Origin of the sequence: Metabacillus sp. B2-18, from assembly GCF_021117275.1 — a bacterium.
Lineage (GTDB): Bacteria > Bacillota > Bacilli > Bacillales > Bacillaceae > Metabacillus.
This window is the reverse complement of record NZ_CP088245.1, coordinates 1914714-1934689: the sequence shown is the minus strand read 5'-3', so window position 1 is coordinate 1934689 and position 19976 is coordinate 1914714. Positions and strand designations below refer to the sequence as shown.

At 35.4% G+C, this 19976-nt stretch carries 20 protein-coding genes; all 20 read right to left on the bottom strand.

All coding sequences use genetic code 11. The features are described from left to right. Positions 1-3: 3 nt before the first annotated feature. The gene (locus LPC09_RS09700; RefSeq protein WP_098796295.1) at positions 4-609 is read right to left on the bottom strand and encodes a MotE family protein; all 606 of its coding nucleotides are present in this window, start codon (positions 607-609) and stop codon (positions 4-6) included. An 11-nt stretch (positions 610-620) separates the two neighbouring features. Further along, positions 621-1064 carry a flagellar export protein FliJ gene (gene fliJ / locus LPC09_RS09695; RefSeq protein WP_098796294.1) on the bottom strand — a complete coding sequence of 148 codons (444 nt, stop codon included), beginning with the start codon at positions 1062-1064 and terminating at the stop codon, positions 621-623. Further along, positions 1064-2383, bottom strand: a complete 1320-nt coding sequence (gene fliI / locus LPC09_RS09690; RefSeq protein ID WP_098796293.1) for a flagellar protein export ATPase FliI — start codon at positions 2381-2383, stop codon at positions 1064-1066. Before fliI ends, fliJ begins: the two co-directional genes overlap by 1 nt. Before the next feature lie 7 nt (positions 2384-2390). After that, on the bottom strand, positions 2391-3149 hold the full coding sequence (gene fliH, locus LPC09_RS09685; RefSeq protein WP_176551016.1) for a flagellar assembly protein FliH: 759 nt from the start codon (positions 3147-3149) through the stop codon (positions 2391-2393). Next, complete coding sequence (gene fliG, locus LPC09_RS09680) at positions 3142-4158, bottom strand: flagellar motor switch protein FliG (RefSeq protein WP_098796291.1); 1017 nt, start codon at positions 4156-4158, stop codon at positions 3142-3144. The genes fliH and fliG overlap by 8 nt, the downstream gene beginning before the upstream one ends. Before the next feature lie 11 nt (positions 4159-4169). After that, the gene (gene fliF / locus LPC09_RS09675; RefSeq protein WP_098796290.1) at positions 4170-5780 is read right to left on the bottom strand and encodes a flagellar basal-body MS-ring/collar protein FliF; all 1611 of its coding nucleotides are present in this window, start codon (positions 5778-5780) and stop codon (positions 4170-4172) included. 85 nt (positions 5781-5865) lie between these two features. After that, positions 5866-6177: a flagellar hook-basal body complex protein FliE gene (fliE, locus tag LPC09_RS09670; protein WP_098796289.1), complete on the bottom strand. Its 312-nt coding sequence runs from the start codon at positions 6175-6177 to the stop codon at positions 5866-5868. A 10-nt stretch (positions 6178-6187) separates the two neighbouring features. After that, positions 6188-6643 (bottom strand): flagellar basal body rod protein FlgC, encoded by a 456-nt coding sequence (gene flgC / locus LPC09_RS09665; protein ID WP_098796288.1) that lies wholly within the window; start codon positions 6641-6643, stop codon positions 6188-6190. A gap of 2 nt (positions 6644-6645) precedes the next feature. Further along, a complete protein-coding gene (gene flgB, locus LPC09_RS09660) occupies positions 6646-7038 on the bottom strand; it encodes a flagellar basal body rod protein FlgB (RefSeq protein ID WP_098796287.1) in 393 nt (130 codons plus the stop codon). Positions 7039-7252: 214 nt separating this feature from the next. After that, a complete protein-coding gene (gene codY / locus LPC09_RS09655) occupies positions 7253-8032 on the bottom strand; it encodes a GTP-sensing pleiotropic transcriptional regulator CodY (protein WP_098796286.1) in 780 nt (259 codons plus the stop codon). Between the two features lie 39 nt (positions 8033-8071). Beyond that, entirely contained in the window at positions 8072-9475 is a 1404-nt protein-coding gene (gene hslU, locus LPC09_RS09650; RefSeq protein WP_098796285.1) for an ATP-dependent protease ATPase subunit HslU, read from the bottom strand. A 17-nt stretch (positions 9476-9492) separates the two neighbouring features. After that, on the bottom strand, positions 9493-10035 hold the full coding sequence (gene hslV / locus LPC09_RS09645; protein ID WP_098796284.1) for an ATP-dependent protease subunit HslV: 543 nt from the start codon (positions 10033-10035) through the stop codon (positions 9493-9495). 25 nt (positions 10036-10060) lie between these two features. Further along, on the bottom strand, positions 10061-10969 hold the full coding sequence (gene xerC, locus LPC09_RS09640) for a tyrosine recombinase XerC (protein WP_098796283.1): 909 nt from the start codon (positions 10967-10969) through the stop codon (positions 10061-10063). Positions 10970-11041: 72 nt separating this feature from the next. Continuing rightward, a complete protein-coding gene (gene trmFO, locus LPC09_RS09635; protein ID WP_098796282.1) occupies positions 11042-12352 on the bottom strand; it encodes an FADH(2)-oxidizing methylenetetrahydrofolate--tRNA-(uracil(54)-C(5))-methyltransferase TrmFO in 1311 nt (436 codons plus the stop codon). Positions 12353-12466: 114 nt separating this feature from the next. Further along, the gene (topA, locus tag LPC09_RS09630) at positions 12467-14542 is read right to left on the bottom strand and encodes a type I DNA topoisomerase (protein ID WP_098796281.1); all 2076 of its coding nucleotides are present in this window, start codon (positions 14540-14542) and stop codon (positions 12467-12469) included. Positions 14543-14841: 299 nt separating this feature from the next. Further along, a complete protein-coding gene (gene dprA, locus LPC09_RS09625) occupies positions 14842-15729 on the bottom strand; it encodes a DNA-processing protein DprA (RefSeq protein WP_098796280.1) in 888 nt (295 codons plus the stop codon). 67 nt (positions 15730-15796) lie between these two features. Then, entirely contained in the window at positions 15797-16699 is a 903-nt protein-coding gene (gene sucD, locus LPC09_RS09620; protein WP_098796279.1) for a succinate--CoA ligase subunit alpha, read from the bottom strand. Positions 16700-16717: 18 nt separating this feature from the next. After that, positions 16718-17878, bottom strand: coding sequence for an ADP-forming succinate--CoA ligase subunit beta (gene sucC / locus LPC09_RS09615; RefSeq protein WP_098796278.1), 1161 nt, complete (start codon positions 17876-17878; stop codon positions 16718-16720). 252 nt (positions 17879-18130) lie between these two features. Then, entirely contained in the window at positions 18131-18406 is a 276-nt protein-coding gene (locus tag LPC09_RS09610; RefSeq protein ID WP_098796277.1) for an EscU/YscU/HrcU family type III secretion system export apparatus switch protein, read from the bottom strand. After that, entirely contained in the window at positions 18403-19938 is a 1536-nt protein-coding gene (locus tag LPC09_RS09605) for a hypothetical protein (protein ID WP_098796276.1), read from the bottom strand. Before LPC09_RS09605 ends, LPC09_RS09610 begins: the two co-directional genes overlap by 4 nt. Positions 19939-19976 lie beyond the last annotated feature (38 nt).

Genomic DNA, 19976 nt, shown 5'->3' with positions numbered 1-19976 from the left:
CTTCTATTCTTCATTAGAAGACAATAACCCAGTATATTTCACTGCATCTTCAACCGTCATTTTTGCTAATATATCAGCAACTTGCTTATCATCTAATGAAGTAAGAATTAACAAAGCATCTTCTTGAGATAAATTCGGAATAATCTCCGCTGCTTTCTTACTGCTCATATTGTCGTATAAGCTAGAAATATCCTTTTTCTGATTGTTTGTTTCTGTTTCTGTATTTTTAATTTCCTCAAGTTGTTTTTCCAATGAGCTTATTTCTTGTGTAAGAGTTTGAACTTCTTTTTCTTTATTCGTTAAATCCTTTTCAAGAGCGGTAATCATCACTGATTGTTCCTCAACCGTTTCTTCAAGCTTCTTCATTTCTTCTTTTTGAGCTTCTTCTTTCAAAACCTGAGAAGTAGCGGCTGTATCTTCTTCTTCTTTGAATAATTTTTCAACGACAGGTATTTCCTTTAATGTTGATTTGGCTTTTCCCAGTACATCAAAGCCTGCTACGGATAAAATAACACCGACTAACGTTAAAGTGAAAATCATCGGAATAAATATGACAAAGAAAAACCATTGAAATTTACCGAATTCTTGTTTTTCAGTTTCAGTTTCCACTTTGGGTTCACCTAACTTCCACGATACATATAAGATTGGATAGAAAGATCATCCATTTGCTTGTTTTCAGAATGTTTTGTTGCCAAAATATACTGTTCCAGCTGTTTTTCTTTCAACTTTTCGTATTTTTTCACTTCAATATTTTTCTGCATAAGCTTCATTTGTTTTTCATTCATTCTGTTTCTTGTTAACTGAACCAGTTTTTGATAATGAGTAATTGTTTTTTCTATATTGCTAACAAATTGTTGATAATGTCTAATTTCCTGAACAGACATTCCACTATTTAATCGCGCAAGAGTTGTTTCCTCTAACACTTCTTTTTGTTTCAAAGAATCGTATAATTTGTTCGCTACATTTTCAAAATCATTTACAGATTGATTATACTCAGCTAGTGATTGTTCTTTTTCATTTTCTTTAACATCCATTATTTTTTGGAATCGAAATGGATTTACCATTAAAAATCACCTTTTTCGATTAACTGATTAAGTGAAGAAATACTTTCTTCAATAGTGACTTTATCTTCAACATTTTGCTTTAAAAATGAAATGATTTTCGGATAGAATTTAATTGCTTCATCAATCTCTCGTGAAGAACCTCTTTTATAAGCCCCGATATTAATTAAATCTTCGGAATTTAAATAGGTTGAAAGAAGATCACGCAGTTTTGATGCTGAACTTTTGTGTCCTGAATCAACGATTTGATTCATAACTCGACTAATGCTTTTTAGAACATTAATTGCCGGGAATTGTCCTTTATTTGCGAGTTGTCGGTCCAAAACAATATGACCATCTAATATACCTCGAACAGTATCTGAGATTGGTTCATTTAAATCATCACCATCAACAAGAACAGTATAAAAAGCCGTGATTGTTCCTTGCTCATTTGTACCAGTTCGTTCTAATAGTTTAGGCAATATGGCAAAAACCGATGGGGTATATCCTTTTGTTGTTGGTGGTTCCCCAACTGCAAGCCCGATTTCACGCTGTGCCATTGCTACACGCGTAACAGAGTCCATCATAAACATAACATTTAACCCTTTATCACGAAAATACTCAGCAATAGCAGTTGCGGTATACGCCGCCTTCATCCTCATAAGAGCAGGCTGATCTGAAGTGGCAACAACAACAATTGATCTTTTTAATCCTTCAGGTCCAAGATCTTTGTCAATAAACTCTCTTACCTCACGTCCACGTTCACCTATGAGCGCGATCACATTTAAATCTGCATTTGTGTTTCGGGCAATCATACCCATTAATGTACTTTTACCAACACCACTACCCGCAAAAATACCTACACGCTGACCTTTTCCAACCGTTAACAAGCTATCAATAACACGGACTCCAACTTCCATTTTTTCATGGATGGGTGGACGCTTCATTGGATTGGGAGGAGATTGATCAGTTGGAACACTTGCTAGGCCCTTTGGAAGATTGGATTCATTTAGAGGTAATCCAAAAGCATCGACTACTTGTCCAATTAAACCCATACCGATTTTTACTGTTAGAGGTTCATCCGTCGCTTCAACAATACTTCCAGGTGATATATGCATCACTTGCAAATACGGCATTAACAGAACATTTTCATCTTTAAAACCAACAACCTCTGCCGGAATTCTCGTTTTCTTAGTTGATCCGGTATAAATATAACAAAGGTCACCAATTGAGCTTTCAGGTCCTCTTGATTCAATCATCAACCCGACTACCCTTTTTACTTTCCCATAACGCTTATAGGAATCTAAACTGTCAATTGTATGAATCAGATCCACTGCTCTCAATTGGAAATCACCTCTCATCAAGTAAATCTAGTAATTGTTCTTTTAACTGCTCTAATTGAGTATCAATACTCAGATCAATCCGCCCAAAAGCAGATTCGATAAAGCAATCCTGCTCATTTAATTCTGCATTAGCATATACATATAAGTCTGTGTCATTTGTCACCAATGTTTTTAATTCATTTTTTTGATTTAACACCAATTCGTAGTAACATGGATGAACATGGATTTTAATATTTTCATATTCTTTTACTTCAAGAAGCCCCTTTTTTACTAAGGGAAGGAAATTCTCCTGTGAGTCAACAAGTTTAGAACTAATAATTTTTTCTGCTACTTTTATCGAAAGTTCTAAGATTGTGTTTTCGGCAGATTGAATTATTTCATCATAATCATGTTTTGCCATATCGATCATTCTTTTCGACTCTTCTATATGAGCATGATATTGTCTTAGTGCTTCTTGTCTTCCCAGTTCCAAACCTTCTGCATATCCTTCTTGCTTGGCCTGTTCAATTAATTGTTCGCGTTCTTGATGCCACTCATTTCTTTCACCGTCTATTTGCTGCTTTATTCTAGATGACTCGTCATGTGCAGATTGGATGATCTTCTCTGCTTCTGCTCTAGCTGATTGAATAATATATGAAGATTCTTTTAATAACTCAGGATCATCTTGAGTTATTTTATCTTGCATTAATACCTGAAGTTGCTGGACTGCTATTGTTCTTTTGTCATCATGATGATTAGTGAATTGAGACTTAATAAGCCTAGACAATAATATCATCTCCTCCACCACGGGCAATGACAATTTCACCAGCTTCTTCAAGCCTTCTAATAACACCAACAATTCTTGATTGAGCCTCTTCTACATCACGAAGCCTAACTGGCCCCATAAATTCCATTTCTTCTTTGAACGTATCAACCATTCGTTTAGACATATTCTTAAAGACCACATCTCTAACTTCTTCACTAGCAACTTTAAGTGAAAGCATTAAGTCATCGTTTTCTACATCTCTAATCACACGCTGTATTGCACGATTATCAAGTGTAACAATGTCTTCAAAGACAAACATTCTCTTTTTAATTTCTTCAGCCAATACCGGATCTTGAATCTCAAGTGAATCAAGGATGGTTCTTTCTGTTGATCGATCCACTCCATTTAATACTTCAACAACTGCCTCAATTCCACCAGTTTGTGTAAAGTCTTGAGTAACCGTTGATGAAAGCTTGCGTTCAAGAATCTGTTCAACTTCATTAATTATTTCAGGAGCTGTTCTATCCATTACAGCAATTCTTCGCGCAACATCTGCTTGCAGTTCTTGTGGAAGCTCAGATAGAATTTGTCCTGATTGATTCGGTTCTAGATAAGAAAGAATCAGGGCAATTGTCTGAGGATGCTCATTTTGAATAAAGTTCAAAATCTGTGATGGATCTGCCTTCCTTGCAAAATCAAATGGTTTAACTTGTAAGGAAGATGTTAGTCGGTGAATAATGCTAGTTGCTTTATCCTCACCTAATGCCTTTTCCAGTACCTCTTTTGCGTAAGCAATTCCACCTTGGGTGATAAAATCTTGCGCCATTGCAATATCATGAAATTCCTCAATAATTTCTTCTTTCTTTTCGGAATCGACCTTTCGTACACCTGAAATCTCTAATGTTAGTTTTTCGATTTCTTCTTCAGACAAATGTTTATAAACAGATGCTGATACTTCTGGTCCTAAAGAGATTAAAAGAATGGCAGCCTTCTGTTTACCTGTTAATGTATTATTATCTTTCCTAGCCATCAGTTAACCTCCTATTCCTCAGAAATCCAAGTTCGTAACAGTTTTGCAAAATCTTCTGGTTTTTCTTTTGCCATTTTTTCTAGCTGCTTTTTACGAACTGTAGTCTCTGTCTCAATTTCATTGTTGTTGATATCTTGAATATCAAACGTTGGTCCATCCTGTAAGTCGTCTTCCTCTTCTTCAAGCTCTTCATTCTCTTGCTTTTTCTTTCTAACTAGCAGAATGATAAGAACAATGATTGCTAATAGTAAAACTCCTCCTACAATGTACATCCAAATTGGAATAACTGGAGTTGCTTCAGCTTCAGCAAGTTGCTGTTTACCATCGAACGGTTGAACAGAAACCACAACTTTTTCTTCTAGCTGCTCTTGTGTTAAAGGCTCTGCATCAGCTTCTTTATTAATTGAGGTTCTTACGATTGTTGATAATATTTGTTGAATATCTTCTTCGCGTTCTGGTGTGAATGAATCCAGATTTTCTGGATCTGGTGGTTCGACCATTACTTGAATTCCTAAGTCCCGTATTTTATACGGACTCTCCACAATCTGTTTATTAATACGATTCACTTCATTATTAATTCGTTCTTCAATACGTTCATAATCTCCATTACCAGTGCCTTCTGCTGTTGCTTCGTAGTTAGGAACATCCGTTTCACCAGTTCCATTCGGACCACCTGCGGCGGCAGCACCATCTCCCGTATAGGCTTCGGTAATTCTTTCTACACTAACAGCAATTCCTTCATCAGAACCTTCGACTACTGGAGATACAATATTTTCTTCACGGTTTTCTTGAGTGAAGTCAATATCTGTTGTTACCGCAACAACAACTTTTTCTTGTCCCATCATCGTACCCAATAACTTTTGAACATCTCGTTGAATATCTTGTTCAATTTGTGCTTTAATTTCTTGCTGAGATGCATAGCTTGTACCTGGTGAAGAGTTTTGACCATTATTTAGATCATAATAGTTAAAGTTTTGATCCATAATGACGATATTATCTGTAGAAAGATTTGGAACACTTTTAGAAACTAAGTGAAAAAGTGCATTTACTTTTTCTTGGTCCAATTGAGCTCCAGGTTTTAAATTTAATACAACCGAAGCAGATGAACCTTCAGTTTGTTCTCCTACAAAAACAGATTCTGCTGGAAGATTAATCATGACATTTGCATTATTAACTCCCTCTATTCCCTTCATTAGGTTTGCCAGCTCTGTTTGAGTAGCCTTAAGTTTAATCACATCAAACTCTTTATCCGTCATTCCAAAACCAGAATCCTGACCAAAGTAAGAATAGTCAATTGTTCCCGTATTTGGAACTCCTTCAGCTGCTAACTCAACCATCAAAGTGTCTACCATCTCTTTTGGTACCATAATGGTTGAACCATTATTTGAGATTTCGGACTGAACACCCTTCGCATCAAGTGTTTCTTTAATTTGACCTGTTTCAGCAGGAGAAAGATTAGAATAAAGAGGAACTAAAGTAGGTTTTGACACAAAGTAAGTCAATAGCCCGGCTATAACAAAAAACAGAATCGTGCCTGTTATAATAAGGTTTTTTTGTCCTTTACTTCTTCCTTGCCATAGCCCAGATAGTTTATCTTTTGTATTCATTAATTTTTCGTTCATTCCATAAAATCCCCCGGTCACAATGACTTTCTGCATTTCGTAGTCAGAACCGTTCTATTGTTAATAGAACGGTTCCTCTAAACTACTAAACCTGCATTCTCATCATTTCTTGATATGCTTCAATCGCTTTGTTTCTGACTTCTATAGCTGTTAGAAGCGTAATACTTGATTTCTGGGATGCAATCATGACATCATGAAGTTCCACATTTTTGCCGCTTGCAAGAGCCTCTGTCATTTTATCTGATTCAAGTTGTACTTTATTGATCTCATTAATAGATTGCTTTAACGTTTCTGCAAAACTAGTTTTATTTTCCGTCTTACTATTTGTTATATTGATAGCCTTAGGTTGAACAGGCTGAGTAGTTGTTACTTGGAATGGACTAATACTATTAATCATTTCTAATCACCTATTTCCCAATTTCTAATGCTTTCATTAGCATCCCTTTAGAAGCATTCATTGCCGTAACATTCGCTTCATATGATCGAGTGCTACTAATAAGATCAACCATTTCCTTTAAAGGATCTACATTCGGCATCGCGACATAGCCTTCATCATTAGCGTCCGGATGCTCTGGGTCATAGATTAGTTCAAATGGAGTATCATCTTCGACAATTTCCGTTACTTTTACCCCATCGGCTTTTGCTGATGAGCCCGAGCCCATTGCCTTATTAAGAAAAGAGGAAAAACTGTTTCCTTGGGGCTGAGTGACAACCATTTTTCTGCGATATGGTTGCCACTCACCATCAATGAATTCTCCTCTGGTTGTGTCCATATTAGCCATATTCGAAGAAATAACGTCCATTCTAACCCGCTGAGCAGTTAATGCCGAACCAGATGTGTTTATTGAATGAAAAATAGACATATTTATCTGCCACCTTTAATCACTGTTTTTAGTGAGTTAAATTTCCCACTTATTCTTTCGATTAGCGCATTATATTGAATTTGATTTTTTGCCATTTCTGTCATTTCAGAATCAATGTCAACATTATTTCCATTATGATGATAATTGGTGTTATTTCTTGAAACGATTTTAAAGCTTGATGTATCAGAACCACCAAATTCAAAATGTTTGGCGTTTGTCTTTGTAGCCTGAAGTTTTTGCATCTCATTTGATAATGCAGTATTAAACCGAACCTCTTGAGCTTTATAATTCGGGGTATCAACATTGGCAATGTTATTAGAGATAACCTTTTGCTTAGCAGTTGATTGAGAAATTGCGGTTTCTAAACTATTTATTGTATTTGAAAATAATTTCATAATATCCCCTCACAAAATGTAAAGTACATACGTATCGTATAATGTCGAAATATGTGTTTTCTTCTTACTCATTGTATGAAATATTAGTCTTAAAGTCTATTAAGATTTTGTAAAAAAAAGTCGGATTTTCTATCTTATTGAATAAATCAAAAAAGATTTACAAAAACTCAAAAAAGGCACTTTAAGGATATAATCCTCAAAGTGCCTTTTATTATTAATTTGTTTTTAATTTCTCTAATTCAACTAAGAATTTCGCATTAAGAACTTTTATATATGTTCCTTTCATCCCTAGAGATCGGGATTCAATAACACCAGCACTCTCTAGCTTACGTAATGCATTTACAATTACAGATCTTGTAATTCCAACACGATCAGCTATTTTACTAGCTACTAAAAGACCTTCATTTCCGCTTAATTCCTCAAATATATGTTCAATCGCTTCTAATTCACTGTATGATAGAGAACTGATAGCCATTTGTACAACCGCTTTGCTTCGTGCTTCCTCTTCGATTTCTTCAGCTTTTTCACGCAGAATCTCCATACCTACAACAGTAGCTCCATATTCAGCAAGAATTAAATCTTCATCTTCAAATTGTTCTTGTACTCTTGCTAAAATTAAAGTTCCTAAACGCTCTCCACCACCAATGATCGGCACGATAGTTGTTAAGCCATTTTTAAATAATTCACGATTTTCAACTGGAAATGCAGTATATTCACTATATACATCGATGTTTGAAGATGTTTCTGTTATGTTAAAAAGGTTGTTTGTATAACCTTCAGGAAACTGACGGTCTTCAAGCATTTTTTTCATTCTCTCGTTTTCGATAAGCTGATTAACTGCAAAGCCTAGTAACTTTCCTCTTCTGCTTACAACAAAGATATTTGCTTCAATCACTTCGCTTAGCTTTTCAGCCATCTCTTTGAAGTTAACTGGTTTCCCTGCTGCTCTTTGGAGCATTGCATTAATTTTACGTGTTTTCTGTAATAGAGCCATTTATTGGTTCCTCCTGTAAACATATGAAATTGTAATTTTTTATAATATAAACTGGCTTAAATCTTTGTTTTTAGATATTTTCCCAAGTTTGTCTTCGACGTACTGTGGCGTAATGACAATCTTTTCTAAATTTATATCAGGTGCCTCAAATGATAGATCTTCTAATAATCGTTCAAGAATTGTATGTAATCTCCTTGCACCAATATTATCAGTATTTTGATTCACCTCAAATGCAACTTCAGCTATTCTACGAATAGCATCGTCAGAAAATTCTAATTGTATACCTTCTGTTTCAATTAACGCTTGATATTGTTTTAAAAGAGCATTATCAGGTTCTACTAAGATTTTCACAAAATCATCTACACTAAGTTTTGTTAATTCTACACGAATTGGAAATCTTCCTTGTAGTTCCGGGATAAGGTCAGATGGCTTAGCGATATGAAAGGCACCAGCAGCAATAAATAACATATGATCTGTCTTGACTGATCCATATTTCGTTACAACAGTAGATCCTTCCACAATCGGAAGAATATCACGTTGTACCCCTTCCCTGGAAACATCCGCTGAAGATCCACCCTTAGATTTACCTGCTATTTTATCGATTTCATCTATGAAAATAATACCGGTTTGTTCAGAACGTATAATAGCTTCCTGTGTTACATCTTCCATATCAATTAGTTTACTTGCTTCTTCATTTGTTATAACTTTTCTTGCTTCTCTAACAGTTAACTTTCTCTTTTTCTTTTTCTTAGGCATAAAACTTCCTAGAGCATCCTGCATGTTCATCCCCATTTGTTCCATACCCGAGCCTTGAAGTAAATCAAACATTGATGCTTGTTGTTCCTCAACCTCGACAGTTACATAATGATCTTCTAATTCACCTAATGCTAATTGATGTGAGATTCTACGACGCTTTTCTTGAAGAGTAGATTCTTCAGTTGAGCTTTCCTCTTGATCTTGAGATTGTTGACTCGCTCCTCCAAAAAGCATTTCCAAAGGATTTTTCGCTGCTGATTGTTTTTTCTTACTTGGAACAAGTAGCTCAATTAACCGTTTATTAGCATTTTCCTCAGCTAGCCCTTTAACATCAGCTATTTTTTCTTCTTTTACTAGTCGAACGGCAGTCTCAACCAGATCACGCACCATTGATTCAACATCCCTACCAACATAGCCGACTTCAGTAAATTTTGTTGCTTCAACTTTAATAAAAGGGGCATGCGCAAGTTTTGCAATTCTCCTTGCTATCTCGGTTTTCCCAACACCTGTAGGTCCAATCATAAGAATGTTTTTAGGTACAACTTCCTCGCGTAGCTTTTCAGTTAGTAAGCTTCTTCTATAGCGATTTCTTAAAGCTACTGCTACCGCTTTTTTTGCATCCTTTTGTCCTATAATATATTGATCCAAACGCTCAACAATTTCTTTAGGGGTTAACTGTTTATTCATACTATTTGCCTCCCTTATTAAAGTTCTTCGACAATAATATTTAGATTTGTATAAACACAAATTTCTCCTGCAATTGTTAAAGCACCCTCAGCAATTTCTTTTGCAGATAAGGAATCACCTGAAAATCTCTTCAATGCACGACCAGCTGACAAAGCATAATTACCACCTGAACCAATTGCTAAGATCCCATCATCTGGTTCAATCACTTCACCTGTTCCTGAAACTAAAAGAAGATCATTTTCATCCATAACAATCAGCATAGCTTCAAGTCTTCTTAGCACTTTATCGCTACGCCATTCCTTTGCTAGCTCAACAGCAGCTCTTTGCAAATTCCCATTATACTCTTCAAGTCTATTTTCAAATAACTCAAATAGTGTGAATGCATCAGCTACAGATCCTGCAAATCCAGCAATTACTTTACCATTAAAAAGCTTTCTTACCTTTTTAGCTGTATGTTTCATAACAACAGCATTCCCAAAAGTTACCTGACCGTCACCTGCCATCGCAGCTTTACCATTATGTTGAATCGCAAATATTGTTGTTGCATGAAATTCAGACATAGTTCTACCTCCTAAATTGAGTCCTTTATGCCCGAGGATGATGGGACATATAGATTCGTTGCAAATGCTCCTTTGTGACGTGTGTATATACTTGTGTAGATGATAAATGTTCATGACCCAAAAGCTCCTGTACACTTCTCATATCTGCACCTTCATTTAACAGATGTGTAGCAAATGTATGGCGCAACATATGTGGATGAATATGAAGTGTTGATGCTGCTTTTTTTATCATGTCATTTAAAACATATCTTACACCACGATCTGTAAGCGGTGTCCCACGATGATTCACAAATAAATAATTGTGTTGATCACTTACCTTCAGTTTGCTCATTAACACCTTTCTTCCAACCGATAAATATTGATCAATTGCATCATGAGCATAGCTACCGAAAGGAACATATCGCTGCTTTCCACCTTTTCCATATACAAGAATCGTTTCAATAAAAAAATCAATATCTGATAGTTTAATGTTGCAACATTCGCTTACACGGATCCCAGTACCGTAAAGCACTTCAATGAGCGCTTGATTTCGTTGCCCAAGAGGAGTATTACAGTCAGATATGGTAAGAAGTTGCTCAACTTCCTCTTCATAAAGAAATTTTGGAATTTTTTGCTCCTTTTTTGGCAATGTAACAAGTGTAAATGGATTTTCAGTTAGTATCTCTTCTCTAACAAGAAATTTATAAAAACTTCTAAGAGTTGATACTTTTCTTGATATTGTTTTTCTAGAATACTTTTTATTATGTAACTTCGTTAAGTATAAACGTGTATCATTATATGTCATGTCTTCTAGATGGATCATTGCTTGTTCTTCCATAAAAGAAAAAAAATCCTCAATATCTTTGCTGTAATTCACAATTGTATATTTTGAATAATTTTTCTCTATTTGTAAATATTCAATAAACAAATTTAAATAATTCTTAACATTTCTCACATTTTACACCTCACAAACAACACAAGGGCTACTAAATGTTATCACAACAATAGTAGCCCTTGCAAATAATTTCTATAAATTTTTCGAAATTTTTTGAATTGTTTCTAGCGCGCGATTTGCCAGTGTTTCATTACGTTCTTTTTTACTCTTTATACGCTCAGGTAATGGAGCAAAAATCCCAAAATTTGCATTCATTGGTTGAAAGTTATCTGCGTTTGCATTTGTAATATACTTGGCCATACTCCCAATAGCTGTTTCATTTGGTAGGTCCACTAAATCTTTTCCTAAAATAAGATGTGCAGCATTTATTCCTGCAACTAACCCTGATGCGGCAGACTCGACATATCCTTCAACACCCGTCATTTGACCAGCAAAAAACAAATCGTCCCGGTCTTTGTATTGGTAAGTTGATCTTAAAAGTTTTGGTGAATTAATAAACGTGTTACGATGCATAACGCCATATCGAACTATTTCTGCGTTTTCTAAACCTGGAATTAAGGAAAGAACCTCTTTTTGCGGTCCCCATTTTAGGTGTGTTTGAAATCCTACAATATTATATAAAGTTCCAGCTGCATCATCTTGTCGAAGTTGTATCACAGCAAATGGTCTTTTCCCTGTTTTTGGATCTTCTAAACCTACTGGCTTTAAAGGGCCAAAGAGCATTGTTTTTCTTCCTCTTTGTGCCATCACTTCAATAGGCATACATCCTTCGAAGAATATTTCTTTTTCGAATTCCTTTAATGGCACGGTCTCCGCAGCAATTAAAGCTTCATAAAATCGATCAAATTCCTCTTCTGTCATAGGACAATTAAGGTAGGCTGCTTCGCCTTTATCATATCGGGACTTTAAATATACCTTGTTCATATCGATGCTATCTTTCTCAATTATTGGAGCAGCTGCATCATAGAAATATAAATACTCTTCACCTGTTAAAGTTTTTAATTGTTCTGATAAGCTTTTGGAGGTCAGTGGACCTGTTGCGATAATCGTTGGTCCTGAAGGAATTTCTTCTACCTCTTCATTCATAACAGTTACATTTTGATGACCTTTTACTAACTCTGTCACCTTACCGGCAAATTCATGCCGGTCAACAGCAAGTGCTCCACCAGCCGGAACTGCACACTCATCTGCTGCCTTTATAATAACAGAGTCTAGAATTCTCATTTCTTCTTTCAATACACCGACAGCATTTGTTAAATTGTTTGCTCTTAATGAGTTACTGCAAACTAACTCTGCAAATTTATCAGTATGATGGGCAGGTGTTTGCTTTACAGGTCGCATTTCATACAGTTTTACTTGAATACCCCTTTTGGCTAATTGCCAAGCCGCTTCGCTTCCAGCCAAACCAGCACCTACTACATTTACAACTACATCTTGATTCATCGTGACATGACCCTCCATTAATTAAAAAGACCTTATGTAGAATGGCATTTATTCTTATTACTTATGTTGTCCTAAAAAATATAAGTTAAAAAAGGTGAGCATAAAGTTGCTCACCTACTTTTGTTGTTCCTCTTTATAATCGCATTCCATACATTGAACTTGAACACCTTTTTTAAGCTTTTTCTCAACCAACATATGATTACATTTTGGACAACTTCTTGCTATTGGTTTGTCCCAGGATAAAAACTCACATTCAGGATATTGATCACAGCCATAAAAAATGCGGCGTTTTTTTGACTTTCGTTCAACAATTGTTCCTTCATCACAACTTGGACATTTTACCCCAATATCTTTTACAATTGGCTTCGTATTTCTGCAATCCGGGAAATTTGAGCAAGCCATAAATTTTCCATATCTACCCATTTTATAAACCATATGATGACCACATTCTTCACAATCAACACCAGCTGGTTCATCTTTAATTTCAATTTTCTCCATCTCATTTTCTGCTTTTTCAAGTCTTGGAGAAAAATCCTTATAAAAATTGTCAATAATTTGAATCCACTGAATATGGCCATCCTCAACTTCATCAAGGCTATTTTCCATATTTGCTGTAAATTCAACATTGATTATTTCTGGGAAGAACTCTCTGATCAGTTCTAAAACGATTTCACCCAACTCAGTAGGGATAAAACGTTTATTATCGAGTGAAACATATCCGCGCTTTTGTATCGTATCTAGTGTAGGTGCATAAGTCGATGGTCGACCTATTCCTAGTTCCTCCAACGTTTTTACAAGACGAGCCTCCGTGTACCGTGGTGGCGGCTGTGTAAAATGCTGCGCTGGTTCGATATCCTTTGAATAGACTTCATCGCCTTCTTTTAAATCCGGGAGTAATCTATCTTTTTCCTCAATTTGATCGTCGTTTCCTTCAACATATACTTTCATAAATCCAGGAAACTTAACTTTAGAACCTGTAGCTCTAAACATGACACCGTTATTTACAAGGTCAACACTCATTGTGTCTAATACAGCTGGTGCCATTTGACTAGAAACAAATCTTTCCCAAATCAGTTTATATAATCTTAACTGATCTCTGCTCAGAAATTCTTTTATTGATGCTGGATCACGTAAGGCTGATGTTGGACGAATTGCTTCATGGGCATCTTGAGCATTACTGTTTTTCTTCGCTGTTTTTGCTTGTGTGCCAATAAACTCTTCACCATATTTTTCAGTAATGTAACCAGTTGCTTCAGTCTGGGCCGTTTCTGATATTCTGGTAGAATCCGTTCTCATATAGGTAATTAATCCAACAGTGCCTTCTTTACCTAAATCGATACCTTCGTATAATTGCTGAGCAATCATCATCGTTTTCTTTGCTCTAAAATTCAGCTTACGCGCTGCCTCTTGTTGAAGAGTGGAAGTTGTAAAAGGTACGGCTGGATTTCTTTTTCTTTCCTTTTTCGTCACCTTTTCCACTTTAAATTTATTTTCTTTAATGTTACTCAAAACAGCCTTTACTTCTGATTCATTCTTAAGATCTTGCTTTTCTCCATTTATTCCATAGAAAGAAGCATCAAATTCTTTTTGACCTTTTAAAAATTGACCTTCAATTGACCAATATTCTTCTGGTACAAATTCTTTAATTTCATTTTCCCGATCAATAATTAAACGTACAGCTACAGATTGAACTCTCCCTGCACTTAACCCTTTTTTTACTTTTTTCCAAAGAATCGGGCTTATTTTATAACCAACCAATCGGTCTAATACACGTCTTGCTTGTTGGGCATCAACTAAATCCATATTGATTGAGCGTGGATGCTTGAAAGATTCTTTTATAGCATCTTTTGTAATTTCATTAAATACTACACGGCAATCAGAGTTTACATCAACGTCAAGACTATGTGCTAAATGCCATGCAATCGCTTCCCCTTCGCGATCCGGGTCAGCCGCTAAGTATACTTTTTTTGCTTTTTTAGCAGCTGTTTTTAATTCTTTAAGTACTGAACCTTTTCCTCTTATAGTAATGTATTTTGGTTCAAAATTATGTTCAACATCAACACCAATTTGACTTTTTGGTAGATCACGCACATGACCCATCGATGCCTTTACCTTATATTTTTTCCCTAAATAACGTTCGATTGTTTTCGCCTTTGCAGGTGATTCCACAATGACTAAATAGTCCGACATGCCTGGTATCCTCCTTAAGAGGTATTCTCTCTTTTATATTTCTTGAAATTTTTAGTTCATTAATTAAATTTCTATTTATACATTGAAGGGTTTTCCTCCAAGTAGTTAATAACTAGTAGATTTGATTAAACTCCTATTATCACTGTGTTTCTTCAAAATCTATACTTAAATCTCCACTATTATTAAATATTCCTATATCATTTGTCAAACATAATAAAAAGAAATTACACTAATCATATCCTAATTCAAGCTCAAATAACATGAATATTTTTACTTAATTGTCAAAAAAACACCTGAATTTACATTTCAACTTCTTGAGGAAATTCTTCAAATATATGTGATGCATGTTGTACTAATTTTGCCCCGTTTTGTATTAGTTCATTTCCACCAATACTACACTCATCAAAAATAGATCCTGGTATGGCAAATACTTCTCGGTTTTGCTCCAATGCTTGATGTGCAGTTATTAGTGAACCACTTCTTTGCTTAGCTTGGATAATAAGTGTCCCCAAAGAAATACCACTAATAATTCGATTTCTTTTAGGAAAATGCCATTTTTGAGGTGATGTCGAAGGAGAATGTTCTGAAAGAATAAGATGTGAAGTCATTAGCTTGTTTGCCAACGTTTGATTCTGCCTAGGATATATATGCTCTAATCCTCCACCAATTACGGCAATTGTTTCACCCCCATGGTTTAGTGCTGCTTCATGTGCTAAAGTATCGATTCCTTTAGCTAAACCACTTACAATAACCCATTTTTCTTGGATAAGAGGTTTTAACACATGCTCAAGGGCTTTAACACCATATTCAGACGGATATCTTGTACCTACTACACTAATAAGATTTTTACGAGAAGCAAGGGTGATATTACCTTTATAAAATAAAAATGGAGGCGGATCAGCAATTTGCTTTAACAAATAAGGATAATTGGGATCAAAAAGGGGAAGGAAAGAAATATTTTGCTGATTATATTTTTTAATGAGGAGCTCAGCTGAGTGAGAAAAATACTCAGTTTTTATGTTATCTATTTTATGTTTCTTCACATTAAAATAATGTAACCATTCATCGTCTTTTAGTTGAAAAAAAATCTGCAACGATGGATCTATTGTTAGTAATTTATAAATCATTTGACTATTAAGTTCCTTACAATGAGCTAACAAAAATAATTTTTTTGTTACATCGTCCATAAAATCCTCCTGTTTTTTCTACGATTAATAGGAACAGGTTAAAAACCTGTTCCTACTATTAATTTATTTAGTGTGTTTTACATTTTTCTAATAAACCTTGTTCTTCAAGAACAGAAATAAGTGTTTCACCCATAACAGATGGAGTGTCAGCCACTTTAATTCCACAGGCATTCATTGTTTTAATTTTTTCTTCAGCCGTACCTTTACCACCAGAAATAATCGCACCAGCATGACCCATACGTTTTCCAGGAGGTGCTGTTTGACCACCGATGAAGCCTACAACAGGTTTTGTCATATTTGCTTTAACCCATTCAGCAGCTTCTTCTTCAGCTGTACCACCGATCTCACCAATCATGATAACTGCATATGTGTCTTCATCTTCGTTAAAAGCTTTGAGAACATCGATAAAGTTCGTCCCGTTAACAGGATCCCCTCCGATACCTACAGCAGTAGATTGACCAATACCAGCTTGTGATAATTGATGAACGGCTTCATAAGTAAGAGTACCAGAACGTGAAACAACACCAACATGGCCCTTCTTATGAATATAGCCAGGCATAATTCCAATTTTGCACTCCTCAGGTGTAATCACACCAGGGCAGTTTGGTCCTACAAGGCGAGTTTTCTTACCTTCCATGTAGCGTTTAACATTCACCATATCCATAACTGGAATATGCTCTGTAATACAAATAACTAAATCTAATTCTGCGTCTACACCTTCCATAATTGCATCAGCTGCGAAAGGAGCAGGTACATAAATAACAGACGCGTTTGCACCAGTCGCTTGAACTGCTTCTTGAACTGTATTGAAAACAGGTACACCTTCTACTTCTGTTCCACCTTTACCAGGTGTAACCCCACCAACGATATTTGTGCCATACTCAAGCATTTGTTTTGTATGAAATAACGCTGTAGAACCAGTGATACCTTGTACGATTACTTTCGTATCTTTATTAATAAATACACTCATGTTTGTCCCCTGCCTTTCTTACTTCACTAATGAAACTATTTTTTGTGCGCCGTCAGCCATAGACTCTGCAGAAGTAATATTTAATCCAGATTCATTTAAAATTTTCTTACCTAATTCAACATTTGTACCTTCAAGACGTACAACTAAAGGAATCTCTAAGCCAACTTGTTTCGTAGCTTCAACTACACCCTCTGCGATAACATCACATTTCATGATTCCACCGAAGATATTAACGAAAATTCCTTTAACATTTTTATCAGAAAGAATAATTTTGAATGCTTCTGTAACTTTTTCTGCAGTTGCACCGCCCCCAACATCAAGGAAGTTTGCAGGTTCGCCGCCATAATACTTAATAATATCCATTGTTGACATTGCAAGACCAGCGCCATTTACCATACAGCCGATGTTACCGTCTAATGAGATATAACTTAAGTCATATTTAGATGCTTCGATTTCTTTTGGATCTTCTTCTTCCAAATCACGATATTCTACAATATCTTTATGGCGATATAATGCATTTGAATCAAAGTTTAATTTTGCGTCAAGAGCCATTACGTTGCCATCACCAGTGATAACTAATGGATTGATTTCTGCAATTGAGCAATCCTTTTCAACAAATACTTGATATAATCCCATCATAAATTTAACTGTTTTACCAACTAACTCTTTAGGAATATTAATGTTGAATGCAATTCTTCTAGCTTGATAGCCTTGAAGTCCAACCGCAGGATCAATCACTTCTTTGAAGATTTTTTCTGGCGTTTTTTCCGCCACTTCTTCAATTTCAGTTCCACCTTCTTCAGAAGCCATTAAAACTACTCGAGATGTAGCACGATCTAGTACTAAACCAACGTAGTATTCTTTTTTAATGTCACAACCTTCTTCAATTAGAAGACGTTTAACTTCCTTACCTTCTGGACCTGTTTGGTGAGTTACAAGTGTTTTCCCTAGAATTTCTTCTGCATATGTACGTGCTTCGTCAAGGTTTTTTGCAACTTTTACCCCGCCTGCTTTACCGCGTCCACCTGCATGGATTTGTGCTTTTACCACTACTACGTCTGTTCCAAGCTCTTTTGCAGCTTCTACCGCTTCATCTACAGAAAAAGCCACTCGTCCGTTTGGTACAGATACTCCGTATTTGCGAAGGAGTTCTTTCCCTTGGTACTCATGGATATTCATTAGCCATCCTCCTAACCAATTTGCAATATAAAATTAGACTGCGCTTTCATTTTATATAATAGTTCGAACCTTGTCTACAATTACACATAAAATAGTAAAATTCAAGTCAATTTTTATTTTTTTACAATAAAACTTTTAAAAATTAAAAGTAAAATAAATACTTTTTGAACATTAAAAACCCTAAGAAATGTAGGTAGTCTATATATTAAACAGCCTAAACTCTTAAGGTTAGTCACTATATTATTCTATCTCTTATGTTGATAGCTTTTTATCTAACGTATAAACAAAAGCGAATATTTCTGCAACAGCTTCATAAAGCTCTTCAGGTATTTTTTGATGAATTTCCAATTTTGTCAGAAGTTCCACAAGTGCCGGGTCCTCATGTACGTGTACATGATTTTCTTTTGCTGTTTCAAGAATTTCTTTTGCAATCAGTCCTTTTCCTTTTGCAATGACTTTAGGTGCATTTTCTTTATTTTGATCATATTTTAAGGCAATTGCTTTTGTTGGTTCTTCCTTTTTTATCATATTTTAAAGTCAACTCCTGTATAAGAAGTATTAACACCAGAAAAATTTGTATTAGAACCAATTTTCTTTTCTTCTTCAAATGGCTTTACTTGAACCGAAGTCACCTGATAATTCATAGTCTGAAGGCCCTTTTTTAGCTCTTCACTACTAGATGAAACAAGTTCTTTTAAATGCTCATTATTATTAATAAGCGTTATCGTCATCACTCTGTTTTGAATTTGCACATCAATCATTGTTTCAGACAGGTTAGGAAGCTGTAGGTAAAAAAGAATTCGGCAAAAAGATGGATCGATTGTTCCATCTGAACGTTTTTTCCCATTCCATTGAATTGTTAAATCTGTTTGATTTAAAGCAAACAGCGGGACTTGTGTAATAAATTGCGTCGTCGGTCCAGTGTCTTGCTGAAGCAGAGTTTGTCCGTTTAAACGGTTTGTAAGCTGATCCACTTGTTCCTTTATAACAGACCCTTCTAGCTCCTTGCTAGCAGCTAGTAATGTTTCTTTAAGTATTTGGAGTTCTCTTGCATTTCCAGATTCCAAATTCATATTAAGCTTTTGCAATTCAAATTGTTCATTTCTATGATGAAAGAAAAGAGAAAGAACATCTTCTTTTGATGAAAAAAACGGGACCTTGTTAACTATTTTTTGAATAATATCTATTTCATTTTGACTGAACTGATTTATTACAGCATGATCTTTTGGTTGAATAGGCTGTAAAGGAGTACTAGTTTGTTGAAACACTTCTTTTATTACTTGTTTTAATCCGCTCATTTGATGAGCATCATTTTGATTTATTCCCTTTACGACCTTTTGTTCAACATTTGAAAGAGTCTTGATAAACTCTGGTTGAATAAGTTTTTCCACCATCTGTTCAACAGGTTTTTGTATAACATTGGCCAAAATGGAACGCAATTGGTTGACTTGGTCTTTTGGCTGGTCCACTTGTTGAAGTGACTGAAAAAGTGTATCCATTTGCTTAGCTAAAGGGATTTTAGAATTAGCTTGAACTAGAGAACTTACAACATTTTCCGAAAGTTGATAGTGTTGCTTGAGGGCAAATTTAATAGCTTCAATTGTTTGGGGAATTAAACTTTTCGGTGTGTTTTTTACGATCTCAGTTGCTGATACTAGCTGTTCCTTTGTAACTGGTATATTTTCCTTTAACAAAACATTTGAAAGTAGTATATTATCCTTTGTTGGTTTCTGCTGAAATAATGAAAGAAAGTCCTTTGCAGAAGCATCCTGTTTTGATAGTTTATCAGCTTCCACTGATTTAATAATCCTCAGCTCAATACCTTGTTGATTAGATCCTTTAACACGGAACCAATAATTTTGTAAAGCATTAATTGGTGCTTCAAGCTGTGCAACAAGCTTAGATTGCCCAACTTGAATAAGAGCTTTTTGGTCAGGAAAGAGCTTTAGAACATGTCCAACTACGACTTGATTTTCTTTTAATGTTAATTGGTTTTGGGGCATAGTCATTTGTTCAACAGTAGTCTGAATAAGATTTTTTATTGCAAGTGGATAAACCATTAGCCTATTCCTCCCTTCTCAAAATGCCTCTTTTCTTT

Excerpts from the sequence above, each read along its gene's own strand:
- sucD (WP_098796279.1), bottom strand. The coding sequence starts at position 16,699 with ATGAGTGTATTTATTAATAAAGATACGAAAGTAATCGTACAAGGTATC.
- hslV (WP_098796284.1), bottom strand. The coding sequence starts at position 10,035 with ATGTCTGAATTTCATGCAACAACAATATTTGCGATTCAACATAATGGT.
- hslU (WP_098796285.1), bottom strand. The coding sequence starts at position 9,475 with ATGAATAAACAGTTAACCCCTAAAGAAATTGTTGAGCGTTTGGATCAA.
- trmFO (WP_098796282.1), bottom strand. The coding sequence starts at position 12,352 with ATGAATCAAGATGTAGTTGTAAATGTAGTAGGTGCTGGTTTGGCTGGA.
- flgC (WP_098796288.1), bottom strand. The coding sequence starts at position 6,643 with ATGTCTATTTTTCATTCAATAAACACATCTGGTTCGGCATTAACTGCT.
- fliE (WP_098796289.1), bottom strand. The coding sequence starts at position 6,177 with ATGATTAATAGTATTAGTCCATTCCAAGTAACAACTACTCAGCCTGTT.
- LPC09_RS09610 (WP_098796277.1), bottom strand. The coding sequence starts at position 18,406 with ATGATAAAAAAGGAAGAACCAACAAAAGCAATTGCCTTAAAATATGAT.
- fliG (WP_098796291.1), bottom strand. The coding sequence starts at position 4,158 with ATGGCTAGGAAAGATAATAATACATTAACAGGTAAACAGAAGGCTGCC.
- topA (WP_098796281.1), bottom strand. The coding sequence starts at position 14,542 with ATGTCGGACTATTTAGTCATTGTGGAATCACCTGCAAAGGCGAAAACA.
- fliF (WP_098796290.1), bottom strand. The coding sequence starts at position 5,780 with ATGAACGAAAAATTAATGAATACAAAAGATAAACTATCTGGGCTATGG.
- LPC09_RS09605 (WP_098796276.1), bottom strand. The coding sequence starts at position 19,938 with ATGGTTTATCCACTTGCAATAAAAAATCTTATTCAGACTACTGTTGAA.
- fliJ (WP_098796294.1), bottom strand. The coding sequence starts at position 1,064 with ATGGTAAATCCATTTCGATTCCAAAAAATAATGGATGTTAAAGAAAAT.
- dprA (WP_098796280.1), bottom strand. The coding sequence starts at position 15,729 with ATGGACGATGTAACAAAAAAATTATTTTTGTTAGCTCATTGTAAGGAA.
- flgB (WP_098796287.1), bottom strand. The coding sequence starts at position 7,038 with ATGAAATTATTTTCAAATACAATAAATAGTTTAGAAACCGCAATTTCT.
- codY (WP_098796286.1), bottom strand. The coding sequence starts at position 8,032 with ATGGCTCTATTACAGAAAACACGTAAAATTAATGCAATGCTCCAAAGA.
- sucC (WP_098796278.1), bottom strand. The coding sequence starts at position 17,878 with ATGAATATCCATGAGTACCAAGGGAAAGAACTCCTTCGCAAATACGGA.